Origin of the sequence: Leptospira tipperaryensis, from assembly GCF_001729245.1 — a bacterium.
Lineage (GTDB): Bacteria > Spirochaetota > Leptospiria > Leptospirales > Leptospiraceae > Leptospira > Leptospira tipperaryensis.
Window position 1 is genome coordinate 524,972 of sequence record NZ_CP015217.1, and the last position, 17,164, is coordinate 542,135.

General features: G+C 42.6%; 12 protein-coding genes. 5 read left to right on the plus strand and 7 right to left on the minus strand.

Annotated elements, in window-relative coordinates:
* The first annotated feature begins 36 nt into the window (after positions 1 to 36).
* Positions 37 to 1,218, plus strand: coding sequence for a multiheme c-type cytochrome (locus A0128_RS02590; protein WP_069606102.1), 1,182 nt, complete (start codon positions 37 to 39; stop codon positions 1,216 to 1,218).
* 100 nt (positions 1,219 to 1,318) lie between these two features.
* Here A0128_RS02590 and A0128_RS02595 read toward each other — a convergent pair whose 3' ends face one another.
* The 3 genes from A0128_RS02595 to A0128_RS02610 all read right to left on the minus strand — a co-directional run bounded on the left by A0128_RS02595 (position 1,319) and on the right by A0128_RS02610 (position 6,083).
* Positions 1,319 to 1,843, minus strand: a complete 525-nt coding sequence (locus tag A0128_RS02595; RefSeq protein ID WP_069606103.1) for an LIC10415 family protein — start codon at positions 1,841 to 1,843, stop codon at positions 1,319 to 1,321.
* Between the two features lie 208 nt (positions 1,844 to 2,051).
* Positions 2,052 to 3,212, minus strand: a complete 1,161-nt coding sequence (locus tag A0128_RS02600) for an LptF/LptG family permease (RefSeq protein ID WP_069606104.1) — start codon at positions 3,210 to 3,212, stop codon at positions 2,052 to 2,054.
* Positions 3,213 to 3,770: 558 nt separating this feature from the next.
* Positions 3,771 to 6,083, minus strand: coding sequence for a M48 family metallopeptidase (locus A0128_RS02610; protein ID WP_069606106.1), 2,313 nt, complete (start codon positions 6,081 to 6,083; stop codon positions 3,771 to 3,773).
* A gap of 525 nt (positions 6,084 to 6,608) precedes the next feature.
* On the opposite strand from A0128_RS02610, the gene A0128_RS02620 reads away from it, so the two are divergent.
* From A0128_RS02620 to A0128_RS02630, 3 genes are read left to right on the plus strand one after another with little or no spacing between them, the layout of a single operon-like run.
* Positions 6,609 to 7,082, plus strand: a complete 474-nt coding sequence (locus A0128_RS02620) for a HEAT repeat domain-containing protein (RefSeq protein WP_069609057.1) — start codon at positions 6,609 to 6,611, stop codon at positions 7,080 to 7,082.
* Between the two features lie 15 nt (positions 7,083 to 7,097).
* Positions 7,098 to 7,859, plus strand: coding sequence for a HesA/MoeB/ThiF family protein (locus A0128_RS02625; RefSeq protein ID WP_069606108.1), 762 nt, complete (start codon positions 7,098 to 7,100; stop codon positions 7,857 to 7,859).
* The gene (locus tag A0128_RS02630) at positions 7,856 to 8,185 is read left to right on the plus strand and encodes a helix-hairpin-helix domain-containing protein (RefSeq protein WP_069606109.1); all 330 of its coding nucleotides are present in this window, start codon (positions 7,856 to 7,858) and stop codon (positions 8,183 to 8,185) included. Before A0128_RS02625 ends, A0128_RS02630 begins: the two co-directional genes overlap by 4 nt.
* Here A0128_RS02630 and A0128_RS02635 read toward each other — a convergent pair.
* From A0128_RS02635 to A0128_RS02645, 3 genes are all read right to left on the minus strand, one after another.
* Complete coding sequence (locus A0128_RS02635) at positions 8,167 to 9,492, minus strand: LA_0442/LA_0875 N-terminal domain-containing protein (protein ID WP_069606110.1); 1,326 nt, start codon at positions 9,490 to 9,492, stop codon at positions 8,167 to 8,169. The genes A0128_RS02630 and A0128_RS02635 overlap by 19 nt on opposite strands.
* 263 nt (positions 9,493 to 9,755) lie before the next feature.
* On the minus strand, positions 9,756 to 10,787 hold the full coding sequence (gene lpxK / locus A0128_RS02640; protein ID WP_069606111.1) for a tetraacyldisaccharide 4'-kinase: 1,032 nt from the start codon (positions 10,785 to 10,787) through the stop codon (positions 9,756 to 9,758).
* 23 nt (positions 10,788 to 10,810) lie between these two features.
* Complete coding sequence (locus A0128_RS02645; RefSeq protein ID WP_069606112.1) at positions 10,811 to 12,700, minus strand: ABC transporter ATP-binding protein; 1,890 nt, start codon at positions 12,698 to 12,700, stop codon at positions 10,811 to 10,813.
* Between A0128_RS02645 and A0128_RS02650 the strand changes: the two genes are divergently transcribed.
* The gene (locus A0128_RS02650) at positions 12,700 to 14,259 is read left to right on the plus strand and encodes an ABC transporter substrate-binding protein (RefSeq protein ID WP_156781754.1); all 1,560 of its coding nucleotides are present in this window, start codon (positions 12,700 to 12,702) and stop codon (positions 14,257 to 14,259) included. The genes A0128_RS02645 and A0128_RS02650 overlap by 1 nt on opposite strands.
* Here A0128_RS02650 and A0128_RS02655 read toward each other — a convergent pair.
* The gene (locus tag A0128_RS02655) at positions 14,237 to 16,675 is read right to left on the minus strand and encodes a transglycosylase domain-containing protein (RefSeq protein WP_069606113.1); all 2,439 of its coding nucleotides are present in this window, start codon (positions 16,673 to 16,675) and stop codon (positions 14,237 to 14,239) included. The genes A0128_RS02650 and A0128_RS02655 overlap by 23 nt on opposite strands.
* Positions 16,676 to 17,164: the final 489 nt, after the last annotated feature.

A 17,164-nucleotide genomic window follows, 5' to 3' on the forward strand; every position in this document is an offset into this window, starting at 1 on the left:
TCTCATTCGGAGATTTTAATTCTTAGAACCTAATCGATGAAATTCAATTTATATGTTATATTCTGTTTTTTAATGATCGGATGTTTTCTGGTCACCTATATCGATTCAGAATCAGGAAAAGGAAATATAACACTTTTTGAATTCTTGAAATTCGACAAAGGGGTTCATCCGGTTTCCTTTCATCCCGACTTGGATCCGATCCGAGATCGAAATTCCGGGAAACTGTTGGATGCGGCCGCGGATTGCAAACCTTGTCACAAAGCGGTTTATGAGAATTGGAACCGTTCTCGTCATAGAGTCGCTCATACAAATGAAATCTATAGAAGTAGTTTTTCCCAAGAGCCGATGCAGTGGTGTGAAAATTGTCATTCTCCCTTACGTTCTAGCTTGGATCAAACTCCGTTTAAACCAGAGGAAGGGATTTCGTGTAACGTTTGTCATGTTCGGGAAGGAAAAATTCTTGCCGCCGAAAATCCAAAATCATCTCCAAAAAAATACCACGAATATATCGTGATCGATTCGTTCGGAACTGAAGAGCTTTGTGGTTCTTGTCATCAATTTAACTTTCCGACTTGGACCTCTCTTGCGAATCGAAATTCTCCATTTGAATATTCCAATTTAAATATGCAAGGAACCGTGAGCGAATGGAGTCATTCCGGATTTGCGAACGAATCGAATTGTATCGATTGTCATCTTGCGCCCTCGACTAAAAATACACATTCCTTCCGCGGAGGACATTTTCTCCCGGACTTGAAAAAAAGTCTCGAACTCGAAGCGGAATACGTCGGACCTAGAACGATAGCGGTTCGAATCGTGTCCAACGGGATCGGTCATTCGTATCCTACCGGAGATCTTTTTCGTGCGCTCCGACTCAAAGTATATTCGGAATCCGGAAAGTTTCGGGAAGAATTTATACTTAGAAAGTTATATAGAAATGCGACCAAGGAAGAGAAAGAAAAATCTTACGAACCTAGGGTTTTAGAATCCGATACAAGAATTCCGCCTCCTTTCGAAAATAAAAACTCGGCTTATAAAGAATTCTTCTTGGAAGTTCCCGATCGCCCTCGAAAACTCAAGCTGGAATTGTGGATCGATTATCTAAACGACATCGAAAAAATATTCTCACATTTAAAACGTACGGAAACTTTAAAGAAAATCTCAAGTGAATGGATTCGAATTCAAGGGAGGGAGAATTTCACCGATAAGGACGCAGGTTAAAAAGTGAATGCGGAAATTCTAATGTGATATCCGAGTAGATTGAAGATCCGGGGTTGGTAAAAAAAGAAGGGGAATTTAACTCTACAAAATTCCCCGATTCTTATTCTTTAATCAAACGTTCTATGGTTTTTTCGGAAAGTTGTTTCATCTGAACGCCTTTTCCGGTAATGGCTTCTAAGGATTTGGAGAAATTCTCCTGACCTTTCAACATTCCCACTGAAAAAATGTTCTCTGATTCTACTTCCAAGTTACGGATCGAATCCGTAAGTTTATTCTTTTTATCTTGAATCTGCTCTTTTAGAACGGCCTGATCCATATCCGGATTTTCCGATAACTCTCTGAACAAAGGTGTCTCTCCGAAAAGAATGTTGATGAGTTCGCTGTTAGGCGTGCTCCCTTCATTCAAAATTCCGAGTTTCATCTGTTCTTTGGAGAATTCTCCCTGCAGGCTGGAAAGGGTTTCCTGGATTTTCAAGTATCGGGAAGTGAGTCCCGAAGAAAATTCTGTTTTGTCCAGACTTCCTTGTCCTTCTTGTGCAGACGCAGTTCTCCCGCTAACGGAAGACCGTTTGTCGCGGATGAGTTTTTCAGCCGAGCTGATCAGATTTGTGAGTGGAACTTCCATGTTCTTTCCTCCCTTCAGAATGATAAATCCGGAAAGAACACCAACTGTTGTTGTGAACTTTAGAAGGGACTTCTTTCCTTAAGTGCTCTATGTCGCATCAAAGATTTTAATTCTGTAGACAATCTATACTAGATATCGGACGGTACTCGGGAAATAAATGAATTTTTTTTCGGAAATTGTAAAAAAAAATATAAATTGACTTAAGATTTCAAAGATTCATGCGACGAAACATCCAAAAACATAAGCCCAAAAACATTCCCGGAGTTATCCAAACTCCCAAGAACGCTGGAATGACTCCGTTTTCGCCTAAGGATTTGCCCGCAGAATTGAAGATATAGTAGATCAAAACGACTCCGATCGTAATTCCTAAAGAGGCGACTCCCGCAGTCTTTTTTGTAAAATAACCCGCGATCGTTCCGATCAACGTTACGATAATCGTCATCATCGGAAGTGCAAAGACCGAATGTTTTTCGGTAAGAACGTCTCCGTAAGGAAGTCCTTTCTGAATTCTTCTTTTTTGTTCTTCTCCCAATTGGATCAAATTCATTTCTTCAACGGAGCCCGCGGGAACCTTGAAGTAGGTCGGGTCTTCGGGTAACTCGTATTCTTTTTCGTCGAAGGATTCTTGAGAAGATAGATTGAGGTCGTTGTCAAAATGCCATTCTTCAACCCGTTTCATTTTCCAGAGTCTGGTCTCGTAATTGTATTTTGCTTTTAAGGAAGATATCACCGTTTCGGGAGATCCGTCCGGCCGGAGTCGGATATAATTAAATCCTCCGTTGATCTCGTCCTTGTCCGGATCGTAAAAATATAAATAATAGAATCCTTCTTTTCCCTTTACGTGAAACTGATAGACGCTGTTGGCTAACGTTCCCATTCCTTCGGTAAGAGTATCGTGTTCTATCTTCGCGAGTTTGTTGACCGGCCTTACGATAAGCTCCGTTCCTAAGAGCATGATGACCCACATAATAATTCCAAAAAGAATCAGAGGTGTTACGATTCTAAAAAAAGAAACTCCCGCCGCCATCATGGAGACGAGTTCCTTGTTCACTGAAAACTGTCCCACGGTAAAGCAGATCGAAAACATCAAAGACATCGATACAACGGTTGTGGAAATGATCTTGGGAAGACTGTAGAGCAGAAAAAGGGCCACGTGAAAACGAGGCGCTTTCGTTGTCGTAAAGTTTCTCATGTTATCGTTTACCAGGGAGAGTAACATGATTCCGGTCAGAAGAATTACGGTTCCGATAAAGATTTTGAAAAATTCTCCGAATAAATATTTATCTAAAATTTTGAGAGGGAAGAATTCTTTCTTCCAGTATTGAAAGAAGGATTTAATCGGATCGAGTTTGAGAGGGAGTGCGGACATATCTCTGTGATTTTTCGGAACTTCGAACCATTCTTACGAAACTCTGAGAAATGACAATCACAAGAGGATCGAAAAAACGACGGGTTTCCGGTCTATATTTTTGTTCGACACAAGGGAATTCAAAATTTTAGGCCCTTTTTTGAATCCTGGCATACCCTTACCTGCAATTGTGAACTGAATTTTCCCATACTTTGTCGTAACAAAGACAAATCCTCCGTGAAAAGAAAGCCCCACCCTGATTTTGGGTGGCGGGGCGGGCGGTGGAAGGCTCCGGGAAAATTTGCTTTATCAGAAAATCAGTGTTTTTCAAGTAAAAAGTTTCGAATGTAGGAACTCCTATAAAATTCTTATTGGAATCGTGTTGATTCCTAAATCATCCGCGGGTAGGGATTGATCGGCTGGGATTTGGATTCGTTTCCGCGAAGTTTTTTTCGGAAAAGATCAAACTGCAATGAAATTCGCAAATCTTTTTCTTCCAAATTTTATACCTTTGCAAAAGCAAAAGCTCAGAAAGTAGAGAATCCGGATTCTCCAATTCCCCGGACTCGTTTTGCAAACCTAACGAAAGACCGCGAAACTCGTCAGATACAAGGCCCCGCTCAAAATTCCGGTAGCCACGGCGAATCGCATAAGTCCGGGAACGAACCCGTCTGCGGTTTGGAATCGGTCCCAAAGATCCAGACGCTTCTGCAATTTACGTTCTTTTCCCGGGGTTAAGGTCGGATATTCCGATACGACTTTCGAAGGCTCGGGCGCCGGTTCCAATTTTGATTTTGGGTTACGGATCTTTTCAGCCACTTTCGATTCCGCGATCAAAAGTCTTTCCAGACTTGCGTGTTTGAGAGCAAAGAGCGCGCCGAGGGCTTCGTCGATCCACGAGTCCACGACCTCCAGCCATTTTTGCATATTGGCTTCCGTGGCTCGCGTAAATTCAAATTTGCTAAAAGCGGAAGACCAGTCTTTCAACTCCAAATCTTTTAGAAGTTCGGAATCCAATATTATATTTTCCTTATGTTTGTGAACCTCTGAGATGGCTTCGTAAACTTGATTTCCCGCGGCCACAAGACGAACCAATTCTCCACTGCTTACGTGACGATCGGCCGTTACTACAGAGTAGACATTGTTCAACAACGCTCTGCTGTCTTCGATATTGGCTCTGGAATGATCGGCGTAGTGAAGGACTTCCAAAAGGCCTTCTAAATATTCGGGCCAACCCGAGCCGATTTCTTCCGCGGCTTTCCGATGGACCGAACGACATCTTTTATCGTGATCGAAGATGAGGGCTTGAATCGTTTTACAATCTTCTTCCAGACTTTTGATAGCGCTCGGAAGTTCCTTCTTTTTTAATTCGGTTCCCCGAAATCGAATGATCCCGTCGGCCGGAGTATAAAAGCCGTCCTGCAAACCGGTCAGCAAGTTTTTCTCCTTTTCCAAGGAACGAAGTTTTTCCAATTGTTCGGATAAACTCTGAGGATAAAGATTATCCAATTCTTCTTTTGGAGAATCGATCTTATAGTTATAGAATTCTTTCGGAGAAGACGCATAACGCACAAAGGATCTTCCTAAGTAAGTCCCTTTGTAATCGCTGTTGAGATATTCCTTTTTGTAAAACTCATCCACTGCGGTTAGAATCTCCGGATCGTGACTGAATTCCGTTTTGAAGTTGGAGAGAATTTTCTCCGTAAATTTTTCTCGTAGAGATTCCGCGTCGTCGAATATCAGCCAACCGCTTCGATCGTCCAGGGATCTCGGAACGTATCTTTTTTTTGCGTTCGTTTCTCTTTCGTGATTGTAAGGATGAGTCGCCCACATACGCGGAGGCTGCGCGATTTCGGATGTAAAGACACGGTGGTTTTCCGGATTTTGGGACGGCAATTCGGGAACCTTTCCATAATGAGGATTGTTCCAAATTTTTCGAGAGTGATCTATGATCTTAGAATGGATCGGAAAGATATCCTTCGCACCTTTCCCCATTCTTATATGATCCATGATAAATCCTTGTGTTGTTTCCCAGGCTTCGTCCGCTGCTTGCAATTTATGTAATGCATGAATCAAGGCGTCGCTTCCAGTCACGGAGACCGCCACAAGATCGGCTTGGAATTCCATTTCTCTGGAAAGGGCCCTTTGTGCGAGAACCACCAAATTAAAAAAAGATTCCATTGCCGCTCGTAACGACCAGATCACAAGACGGAGGATCCAACCGATCCACGCGACTCGAATGTCAAAACGAGAAACGGAACGTAGAAAATCATCCAGAGCGTCCCTTCTCGCAATCAAGTGAGCCGCGATTTGTTGGGCGATATAAACCCAATTTCCTACGGCCATACTCTTTTGGGCAAAGTGTCCGAACTCGTGAGCCAGGACCGCTTTCAATTCGCTGATACTCAAAACGTTTACGAGAGCGAGTCCGATCTCCAGATTCTTCTTAGAAGGAAAGAAAAAATTGAGCATCGATAGATCATAAAAGACGCAGGCGTTGACTTGTGGGGAAAGAAACACTCGATGTGGTCTCGGAGCTCCGGTTTCGTCCGCCAACTGATAGAGAAACTGAAAGAGTTGCGGTTGGTCTTTTGCGGTGATTTCGTATTCGTCCCCCAGACTTCCCTTTTTTACAAAAAACAAGGCCTTGATCATAAACAAGGAGATCAAACCGGAACCGATGCCCGCGATCCAAGAATAGAGACCCGCGCCCGTTCCAGTTAAACCCTGAAGGATAAAAGAATAAGAAGCCCATGCAAACCATCCGCTCAAGGCGAGATAGACGAGGACAAAGAAGATAAGTCCGATGACGGTCAGCCAAAGATTCCGTTTGTGCGCCTGATTCAATCCTACGAGTTCGGAGGGATTATAACTAGGAGATAAGTGATCCATAACAACGTCCTTATTGATGATTCGGGAATCTTTTAAATTTCGATTTTAAATAGTATAGCCGTAAATGGGAGATATCTGGACAAAAATTCGAAAGAAAATTCTGGAAAAGAAATTTTCCGATTCTTATCATCTCGTTTTTAGAAGAGTTTCTTGGTCGGAACTCCGAAAGGGTTGTAAGAATTGCCTTTCCAAAACGAAGTTTTTGTTAGAACGCGAGAATGAGTTTTCCAGGAAACCCGATCCACAGAAGCGAGCCGTAAGAAGTTCTCGCTTCCTCGGACTTCATCGTATTTTAACTTGTAAGTTAAGAAAGGGGGTGAGGAGAGAAATCTCTTTAAGGAGGGATTTTTGCGGGAGCCCCTACAAAAGGAAATTTTTCTTGGAAAACAAGGATTTTAAGCGCCTTCCTTTCACGTTTTGGTAAATCCATCTTCCTTCGCTAATTTCTCGATCCGAAAGGAAGGTCAATTTTCGATTGACGATTCCGTTTCCGGAAGCGATTCTTCCGAGGGAAAGGAGTCCTTCATGAAATTTCGTTCTCTTCTAATTCTTGCCCTCGTTGTTTCCTTCACTTCCGGAGCCCTTCTCGCGGAAAAATCGACCGACGAACATATCAAAACTCTTTCTTCCGGCTCTGACAGTGAAAAATACGAATCCGCAGTCGCTCTCGGAAAGGGAAAAGAAAAATCCGCAATTCCGGAACTTATCAATCTTCTCAATAGAAACAACGAACCTAAGATTGCAACTGCAGCGGCGATCGCACTCGGTAAAATCGCAGAGTCCGGAGACGCGACGATCGCGTTAAAAAATAAAATTATCTCTTCTGAAAACGGGGACATCGTCTACGCTTCGTTAGCTTCTCTTTTGAACATTACTACGAAGAATGAAAAGCTCGAAGATCCCACAAAAGAAGCGTTTGAATTCGCGGATAAGAATCGCAGAGGAGACGAATACGTTTCCGACTTCTTGGATCTTATCAAAAAGAAATTAAAACTCTAATCTTTCCCTAAGCCCTTGCTGACTCCGCCGGAAATTAGCCGTTATTCACGGAACATTCTTCTGGATGAAGTCAAACGCAAGGGACAAGAAACTCTCAAGTCCTCTCGTGTTGTTGTAATCGGCGCCGGAGGATTGGGTTCTCCCGTCCTCTACTATCTCGCCGCGGCCGGAGTCGGAAAGATTCGAATCTTAGATTCCGATATCATCGATACTACCAATCTTCAAAGACAAATTCTTTTTAAACATTCCGAGATCGGTTCTTCCAAATCGGAAACCGCAAAACAAAGAATTCAAGAGTTGAATCCTTTTATCGAAATCGAATCTTTTCCTGTGCGTATCAACGAAGAGAATGCGGAGAATCTTTTAAAGGACAACGATCTGATTTTAGAAGGCTCCGATAACTTCGAAACCAAGTTTTTGATCAACGATCTCGCATGTAAGCTGAACATTCCTCTCATCATCGCGGGCATTCTTCGTTTTGACGGAATGGTTTTGGGAATTCGTCCCGGAATCGATCCCTGCTATCGTTGTATCTATGAAACGCTTCCGCCTTCCAATGCGATTCCGAGTTGTTCCGAGGCGGGAGTCATCGGAAGTATGGCGGGAATCATCGGAAGTATCCAAGCGACGGAGGCCGTTAAATTCTTATTAGGATTGGTAAACGAAGAATCTCCCGGAGTGTTCGGTTCCATTCTTCAATTGGAAGCCAAGTCGATGAACTTCCACAAGGTTTCTCTTTTAAAACGATCGGATTGTAAGGCGTGTTCTCATATATGAGCAAAAAAGAATATTCAAAATCCAATGTGGAATATATGGAGCAATCCGATATTCTCAAGGAATTTCAGACGCTTCCCGGAGTGGGAAAGTCGATCGCGATGGATTATTGGAATCTCGGATTCCGGAGTTTGGATGAAATCAAATCAAAAGATCCTGAAAAACTGTACGTTCAAATTTGCGAATATCACGGAGGACACGTCGATCGTTGTATGCTCTATGTTTTCCGCTGCGTCCACTACGCTCTCAACACGAAACAACCGAATTCAGAAAAACTAAAATGGTGGAACTGGAAAGATTCAATCAAATCTCAAAAGTTCAAACGATAGTTCGCTCCGACCTGAACGTAAGTCAGAACCGTTTTTGAATCTAATAAAATCGGAATTAAGATTTGAGGCGCAAAAACCTTGAGCACCAATTGAGACGGATCCGAATTTCCTCCGCCTTCATTTTCCGTAATATAACCGGATTGTAATTTGTTTTTGAGAGTAAGATTGCTCGCTTCCACGAATAAACTCAAATCACCTTTTACCTTCGCTGAAAACTTGAGATTAACTTCGGTTCCCGTGGATTTCCACTGATAGTCTAAACCGAATTGCGAGAATTTAAAAGGAGGGGACTCCATCCGAAATTCATTGCTTCGAAACGAGGACGGGCCTTGCATATCCAATCTAAGAATCTGTCCTTGAAAGGTGAATCTTTCTAAAAACTTCCATTCAAACCCGATTCCAAAACTATAACCTTTGAACGGAGAATTCGTTTCACGATAACTCACACGAGTTGGATTGATTCCCGTCGCTGTGATATTTCCGACACTATCCACTTCTTCTATCGTCTTGGTCCAGATTCTTTCGATCCCTCCCAGAATTTGAAGATCCAAAATCGGATGCGGATATGGTGTGAAACCGACTCTGGAAGAAACCTTCTGAAACTTCGTGGTTCCGTTTCCGAGAATGATATTTGCGGCCTTTTCCGAAGTCGAGGACGAACCTCCACTGCCGCCTCCAAATGAGAGAGTTTGCAATCCGCTGACGTCTAAATTTCCTTTGGCCTCTGTTCCTCGGATCTCGAATGTAAAACGGTTCCAGGCGTAGAATAGACGCGTTGTAGAGCTATGGTTTTTACTTTTGTATGGAGTGAATTGAAGTTCGGCCTGACCGCCGCTGCTAAAAAGAAGCGCCGCGTATTGAACGGTCTGAAAGAAAGGACGAAGCTCCGATTGACTTTCCCCGCTTCCGACCCCGAAGGAACCTTCAAAATAATGTCGCTTCGCCTTTGAGAGTTCTTCCTCTCTTTTTTTGAGTTTGTCTTCTTTGGATTTGAGTTTCTCTGCGTCCTGTTTTTGTTTTTCCGCGAGTTCCTTTTCCTCTTTGATTTTCTTTTCCTGATCGGAAACCTGAGATTCTTTTTTTATGGAAGGAGATTCGACGATCTTTCCAAAAGAAATTTTTCGAATCACAGACTTCGAAAAAACCTTTGTGGTTCCGTCTGCGAGTTTGAAAGTTACGGATTCTTTATCTTGAGCTACGATCGCACCTTCTAACTTGTCTCCGGATTTGAGGAGAATCGTTTCGCTACCGAGAGATAAATTTGCAAAAAGAAACACTGTTAAGGCTAAGGAAATAATTTTTTTCATAATATAGGCCGGTTTGAAACTCAGTCTCGGGGAATCTTAGCATATCGCTTAAATCCTGCAATTCGATTTAAAGTTTTAAGGATCGATTTAGAAAGAAAAAATCTTTCCTAAGCGGCTTGAGTTATTCTTAAAATTAAGATCACGTTTGTAATAAAAACAAATATCTATAACTTGAAAACGAATCGATGTTCTTTATTAAAAAACGCAAAGGATTGGAATCGAGACGTGAGAATCAGAAAGAATTCTTTTTTATAGAAAGAATCTTAGACGATTTGATTCTTAAGGGATGAGATGAGTTTGTCTTCTTTGTCCAGCTTACTTTCTAAGATAAGAATTTTTAGATTCTCCGGAGGTTCCGAAATTTTTACCAAATCTTTTTCAGTGCAGATAACGAAGTCATAGGCTTTCGAAATCGACATGAGTTCGTTTTCGTCTTCCATCGTATAAGAATGATGATCGCGAAAAGATCGTGTTAACAATTCAACCGGATGAAAGCTGCGAATCATAGAAAAGAAAACTTCCGGATTCCCAATCGCGGTGAACGCATACACTCTTTTGCCGTATAAAAGTTTTGTGGAATCCAATTTCAAATTCGGAGATAGGAGTTTGTCCGGTTCCAAGGAAAATCGCAGGATTCCTTTTGAGAATTTTTTTTGCACGTTCTGCACGACTCTTTCCACGGAAGGTTCGTATTTTGAAAACACGATCCAGTCCGCTCTGGAAAGCGCCGAGAACGGTTCCCGCAGATTTCCCGCGGGGATTAAAAATCGTTCGGTGTGAATCTTGCTCGAATCCAAAAGCACGATGTCCATATCTCTTTCCAAAACGTGATGTTGAAAGCCGTCGTCCAAGATCACAATCGTTTCTTCTTGTATTCCCAATTCTTCTCTAAAACGAAGATAAGAAGAATAACGATCGCTTCCGATCCAGACCTCGGCGAAAGGAAGATGTTTTTTTAAGAGTAGTGGTTCGTCTCCCGCTTCTCTCGGGCTGGATTGTTGCGTGACTCGAAGTCCGTCTTTGGTTCCCGTAGAACCGTAACCTCTGGAAAGAAGAATGATTTTCTTATCAGGAAATTCTCTGTGAATCGTTTTAGCGAGAAATATGGAGAATGGGGTTTTGCCGGTTCCTCCCATCGAAAGGTTTCCGACGCTGATCACAAAGGCACCGGGAAGTTTTTTCTTCGGAGTTAATTTTTGATCGAGAAGAAAAATTCCACGATAAAGAAATGAAAACGCGTAGAGGATCGGAAATAGAAGGACTTGGATTAGGGAAAAAACGGTAAAAGACTTCATGAGTAAATTAGAATTTTCTAAATCTAAACGCTTTCCGCCGTTTCGGCGAATTGGATGTCGTAGAGTTTTTTGTATTTTCCGTCCAATTGCATCAATTCGGAATGGGTTCCGGATTCTACGATTCTTCCGTCTTCCATCGCAAAGATTCGATTTGCGATCTGCACCGTCGAAAGTCGGTGGGCGATGATAATCACCGTCCGATTTTTATAAAGGGATTCTAAGGCTTGTTGGACGAGTCTTTCCGATTCCGTATCGAGGGCCGAAGTCGCTTCGTCCAAGATGAGAATTTCAGGATTGAGAAGCAACGCCCTTGCGATCGCGATTCTTTGTCTCTGACCGCCGGAAAGCATAACGCCCCTTTCTCCCACGATCGTTTCAAAACCTTCCTCAAACGAAAGAATGAATTCCATCGCAAAGGCTTGTTCGCAGGCCGCATAGAGTTGTTCGTCAGTTACACCTTGATTTCCGTAACAGATGTTTTCTCGGATCGTTCCGTTAAAAAGAAAAACCTGTTGTGCAACGATTCCGATTCTTTTTCTAAGATTGCTCAGATCCAATTCTCGAATGTCGATATCGTCCAGATAAATTTGGCCTTCTTGCGGATCGATGAGTCTAGGAACAAGATCGACTAACGTGGATTTCCCGGCACCCGAAGCTCCTACAAGAGCGATGGTTTCTCCTTTCGGAATATCAAGATTGATTTCTTGGATCGCAAGATTTTTAGAACCCGGATAACTGAAGGTTACGTTGTTAAACCGGATTCCTTTTATCATCTTCTTTAAGAATTTCGGATTTTGCGGATTTTTAATATCGGTTTCTTGATCCAGAAGTTCAAACACTCTTTCGCCCGCGGAGATCGCGCTCTGGATCGAGTTCGAAAGCATGCTCATCTGTTTGAAAGGTCTCATGAGAAAAATCAACGTTAGGAAGAACGCCATAAACATCCCTCTGGAAAACGTTCCGTCTTCCATAAGATAGGCGCCAAAGCTCAAAAAAATCACCGCTACGATCGAGCTGAATAATTCCGTTAGAGAAGGGCCGATCTGATGATAAAAATGTCCTTGGAAGGTTTTATCCGAAAGATCCTGATTGAGTTCCCGAAATCGATCGGCTTCGACTTTTTCCATCGAGAAAGCTCGAATCACGCGAATACCGGAGATCACTTCCTGCAAATGTCCGTTTAACGAGGACAGACGTTCTTGTTGATTTCTGGTGGCTCTTCGAATTTTATCCGCGAACGCAGAAACCGGACCCATTACAAGGGGAACGATGATAAAAACTGCCAGAAACATTTTCCAACTCAAATAGAGAAGAAGAAGGAGGTGCGTGATGATATAAAAAAAATCGATGATCGCGTCTTTGAGATCGGCGCTGATCAGTTTACCGAGAACTTCCACGTCGTTGATGATTCTACTCATCAAGATTCCGGTTTTTTCCTGCACAAAATGATTGAGAGGAAGCGTTTGAGCTTTTGCGTATAGCTCCGCCCTTAGATCTCGAATTGCGAGATAACCCGCCGAGTTGATGCAGTAGACGGCCGCGCCTAAAAAGATCAACTTGAGAAGATAAACGGGAAAAACGATAAAACAAAAAAGCAAAACGAGTTCGTCATGACTCATCGTTTTAAGAGAAGAATTGAGTTTAATCTTCCACTGAGCGAGTTTGAGCTCGATGGATTCAACACTCGCAAAAGAATCTTTTTCTTCGTAACGTTGGATGAGGGCTTTGTCTTTTTTTGTGAGAGAAATTTCAAAACTTGTCTTTTCTCCGGTTCCTAGGGAATCGAAGATCGGAATCAAAGAGGTGAGGGAAGCCCCGTTTAAGACAGAAACGAGAAAAGAAAGTACGACCCCGGAAATCAGTCTATATTTGTACTTGAAGGAATACTTTAGGAGCCGTTTATAGATGTTCATTGGACAGGTTTAGTCTTTTGAATACTTCTCTACCCTTTTTTGCAGGAATCCTTGTTTTGTCCCTTCTTTTTTCCGGTTGTAATCGGAGAGAAGAAGATCCGGAAGAATTGATTCTTTCCATTCCTTCGGATCCTATCAGCTTGGATCCGTTATTTTCCACGGATTTGTCTTCGAGAACGCTCGGCAAATTCTTATATCCTTTTTTATTTCAAAAAACTTCGGACGGAAATCCGGGTTATCAACTCGTGGAATCCTTTCAGTTGAAAGGTTCCGGAGAAGTTCGTTCGCTACAACTCAAACTCGGATCACATCTTCTCACAAACGGAGAAGAATTAAGAGCACAACAAGTCAAAGAATCTTTAGATCGACTTGTAAACACGCCAGGTCCGAGGAAAAATCAATATTCTTTTTTGAAAGAGACAAATGTGATCGGAGAAAAAGAAATCGAGCTGAAGATCAGCGGCGGACTCAGACAAGCGGTCGATGCTCTATCCTTACCTCCATCCGCGATCGTATGTTGTAAACAAAACGAATCCGATTCTCTCGAGGCAGAATCCTTTGAAACATTAGAAAAAAATAATACTTCCTCCGTTCCAAAAGCGGGTCGGTATGTTTTGAAAGAATGGAAAAAGAACAACTATGTTCTTTTGGAAAAAAATCCTTACGACAAAGGAGATCTTCCCAAAAAGATTCGTCTGAGAATTTTGGCCTCGGCGTCGACCGGTGTGTTTTTATTTTCCAAGGGAAGAATGGACCTGATGCGTCTTCCCAATTTTCTACTCAAAAATCCGAATCTAAAAAAAGAGAATTTATATTTTAGAAAAGGATCGGGGGTCCAATACATCGCGATTCAATCCAAGGAACCGTGTTTTGATCTCAATTTTAGAAAGGCGATCAATGTAGTGATCGATCCGAATCTTGTGATTCAAAAATTGCTCGAAGGAAATGCGGATCCAACCTTCGGTTCCGTTCCTCCGGGAAGCATTTCCGATACGATGAAACAGGAAATTCTAAATAAGAATCCGGAGATCGTTTCGATTTCGGGTCATACAAAAAAAATCGCGATCGAGTATCTCAAAAAATCATCTTGTTATCCGCAAATTTTAGAAAGAGAAATCGATTTTAGAATGCGGGGCGACGAGGAGAACAGCGCAAACGGATTGGCCTTGGTTGGATTTTTAAAAGAGATCGGGTTGAAGGTTAAAATTCGTCCGATGGAAAAAGCGATTCTTTATAAGGAGAACGCGGAGGGCAAAGGGGACCTAACGTTGCTTTTTTGGTACGCCGATCTTCCGGGAGCTTGGAACTTTATAGATCCTTTATTTTCCGGAAAAGACAAGGGCAACGGTGGCAATCGCGCTCACTATGAAAATTCCGAGCTGGAGACGTTATTTGCCAGAGCGAGGAAATCCGATTCTTTGAATTTAGAATCGGAAACCTCGAAGGCGTTGCAGATTCTTCTGAAAGAATATCCTTGGGTTTATCTCTGGTCTCCCTATGAAACCTTTCTGCTTTCCGAAAAAGCAAAACGATATTCTAATTTGGCGGAATTTCTTTAACTTCCGGAAGTTCGAGTTCCACGGAATCTTCGTCACCTTCTTCCGCTTGTGGAGGAGGAGTTTTTCTTTCGCCGATAACGGGACTGCCTTCTTGTATTGTCGTTTCCGGAGTGACGTTAGTCGCACCCGAAGGAGGTCCGGGTTGTTCTCCGATGTAATAGTATTGTCCGTAAAGAGGGTGAGCACAAGGAACGGAAGAATGAAGAAGCGAGCCCGTATCTCCGCATACATCGACTTTCACAAAATCACCGTTAAACGGTTTGATCAACGTGTCGGAAAATCCGATATTGCTCGCGATATAATTCACGTAACGAAACCAAATATTTCCGCTGATCGCGGAACCCGAGCCTTCAAAAGGTGCACCTACGTCGTTTCCGATCCAGACCGTGGTGACTAAGTCCGGATTGACTCCCGCGAACCAAGCGTCCCTAACTCCTTTGCGCGATCCCCATTTTTTACGCGCTTCCTTCGGAGATTGAACCGTTCCCGTTTTTCCCCCCATCGGAAAAGAATTTTCTTCTTTGAGCCTGAGCTTCATTGTTCCTTGTTCGCTTAAGACCGCTTCTAAAAGATTCATCGTTTCGGCACAAGCGACCGGATCTAAAATCTGAATCGCGTCTTCAGGTCCTTTGAGAGGAGTAGAAAACATTTCACTTCCTTCAAAGTCCGTGATTCTTAAAATTTGAATCGGTGTTACCTTTTTACCGCTGTTGGCAATGGTCGCGTAGATGAGTGCGAGTTCCATCGGAGACAATTCTCCCGAACCGAGAGCGAGAGAAAGATTCGGCTGAAATCTTTTTTCCAAAGTCGCCTTATCGATATCGAGAATCATGGAGATCTTTTCTAAAAAGTCTCCCACTCCGAATTCGTTTAACAATTTAACCGCTACCGTATTGATGGACTGTGCGAAAGCGACCCTCGCGGTGATCTCGCCCTTATAACCTTTATACCAGTTTTTAGGAGAATATCCTCGGATGTTGATCTCTTCGTCCATAACCTTGGACGAAGGAGTGATGATTCGATTTTCAAACGCGATCGTATATACAAGCGCTTTTATCGTAGAACCCGGTTGCCTGAGCGTCGAGACCGCGCGGTTGAGTCTGAATATATTAGAAATCTTGTAACTACCTACCATGGCTTCGATGTAACCGTTGCTCGGATTGATTGAGATGAGAGAGCCGTTCATGTTATCTATGATGGATTGTTGGGTTCTCGCTTCTTCCGAGTTATCCTTTTTTTGATAGGCGGCTTTGATTTCGGTTAACTTCTTACGAACGGATTCGATTCCTTCTCTCAGAGATTTTTCGGCGGCGTCCTGCTTTTCGTAATCGAGGGTTGTGTAGACGTTCATTCCCCTTGTTTCGATATCGATTTCAGAAAAAGTATCCAGGATGTGTTGACGAATTCCGTAGTTGAAATCGGGGGCGAGGTTTACGGTAAAATCCTTATCGAATCCATATCTTGCGATATCGGATGAATAGAATTCTTTTTCTCCGTCTTTTGTGATTTCGATTTTATAAATTGCTTTAAACTTCTTGATATTGGATTCTATAAGATTTGAAAAATTCTTTCCTACTTTGGAAGGATTTGGATTTAATTGTGCGTTATCCGCCATCGGAACCAAAACCAACTTTTGTCTTTTTAGCGCGGTTTTGAGACTTCGAACCGGATTGTAATTGGAAGGAGCGGGAATGATTCCTACGAGCATCGCAGCTTCTTCCGGAGTGAGTTCGGCCGCCGCCTTGTTAAAATAATAACGGCTCGCTTCTTCCACTCCCGTGTTGCCTTCTCCCAAAAAGATTCGATTGAGATACATCGCAAGAATCGTATTTTTATCAAATTGGCTTTCTAGATAAAAGGTACAGTAGAATTCCGTAATCTTATTGAAGATATTTCTCGCGCCGAGATCGAGTGTGAGTTTTGCTAATTGCTGCGTAAGAGTGGAACCTCCCTGTTTTTGAAACGTGGTGAGATTGATGATCAAGGCTCTTAAGAGCGCGGTGTAATTGATTCCGTGGTGGTTGTAAAATTCTCGATCTTCGGAAGAGAGAAGGGCCCAAACGATATTTCCGTGTTCGGCGAGATTGTCCGTACGGATCGGTTTGAACTTTCTTCTGGAAAATTCTCCGATCAATTTTCCGTTGCGATCTAAGATTCGGATCGGACGAATCTGGTTTACCTCGTAGTAGTTTGTGACTTCATTCTTAAACTTATCGAGATTGGAAACGACCTCGTCTTTTTTTGTCAACCAGACCACGTAAGAGCCGCCGATCAAAAAGGAGCTTACGGCGAGCGCGGCGATTCCACCGTATCTTAGAATTTGTTTCCAGTGAGCCTTTGAAAAGAGGAAGAGGTTTTGAATACCCTCCTTAAGCGAATGAAAAATGGAAAATAATTTCTCGTTACCGGATGCCATCGTTTCCTCTTATCTGGATTGATCTCAGAGAAAGACAATAGAAACGATAGAATCCTTGTAAAGTATTAGAATTCTTTCCGATGAGTTTCCGAGGACTCGTGGCCAAAGTAAATCTTAGAATTTGTCAAATAATTTTTGGAGAATGGGGTTTTGTCGGAACTCCGACAAGGGTTGATTTAGAAAGCCGAACGTTGGATACTCTAAGATGTTCTGTGGGAACCTCCCTAAAAAACGGATTTTTGTTTTGAAACTTTGAAACAGGTCGGAACTCCGAGGATTTTGCAGAAGTCGACTTTGAAACAAACGGTAGCGAAATCTTAGAAATTTTCCGAATCCTTAGGAGTTCCTACATCTTCTTCCCTGCAAGGAGATGAATTCTTTGATAAAAACTATTTTGGAGAAGAACAAATGTGGGAACTCCACCAAAATTTACAATCTTGAGTGAAACTCGCGTTCAAATGTTCCTTTGTTTCGCTAAAAGGTGTATAA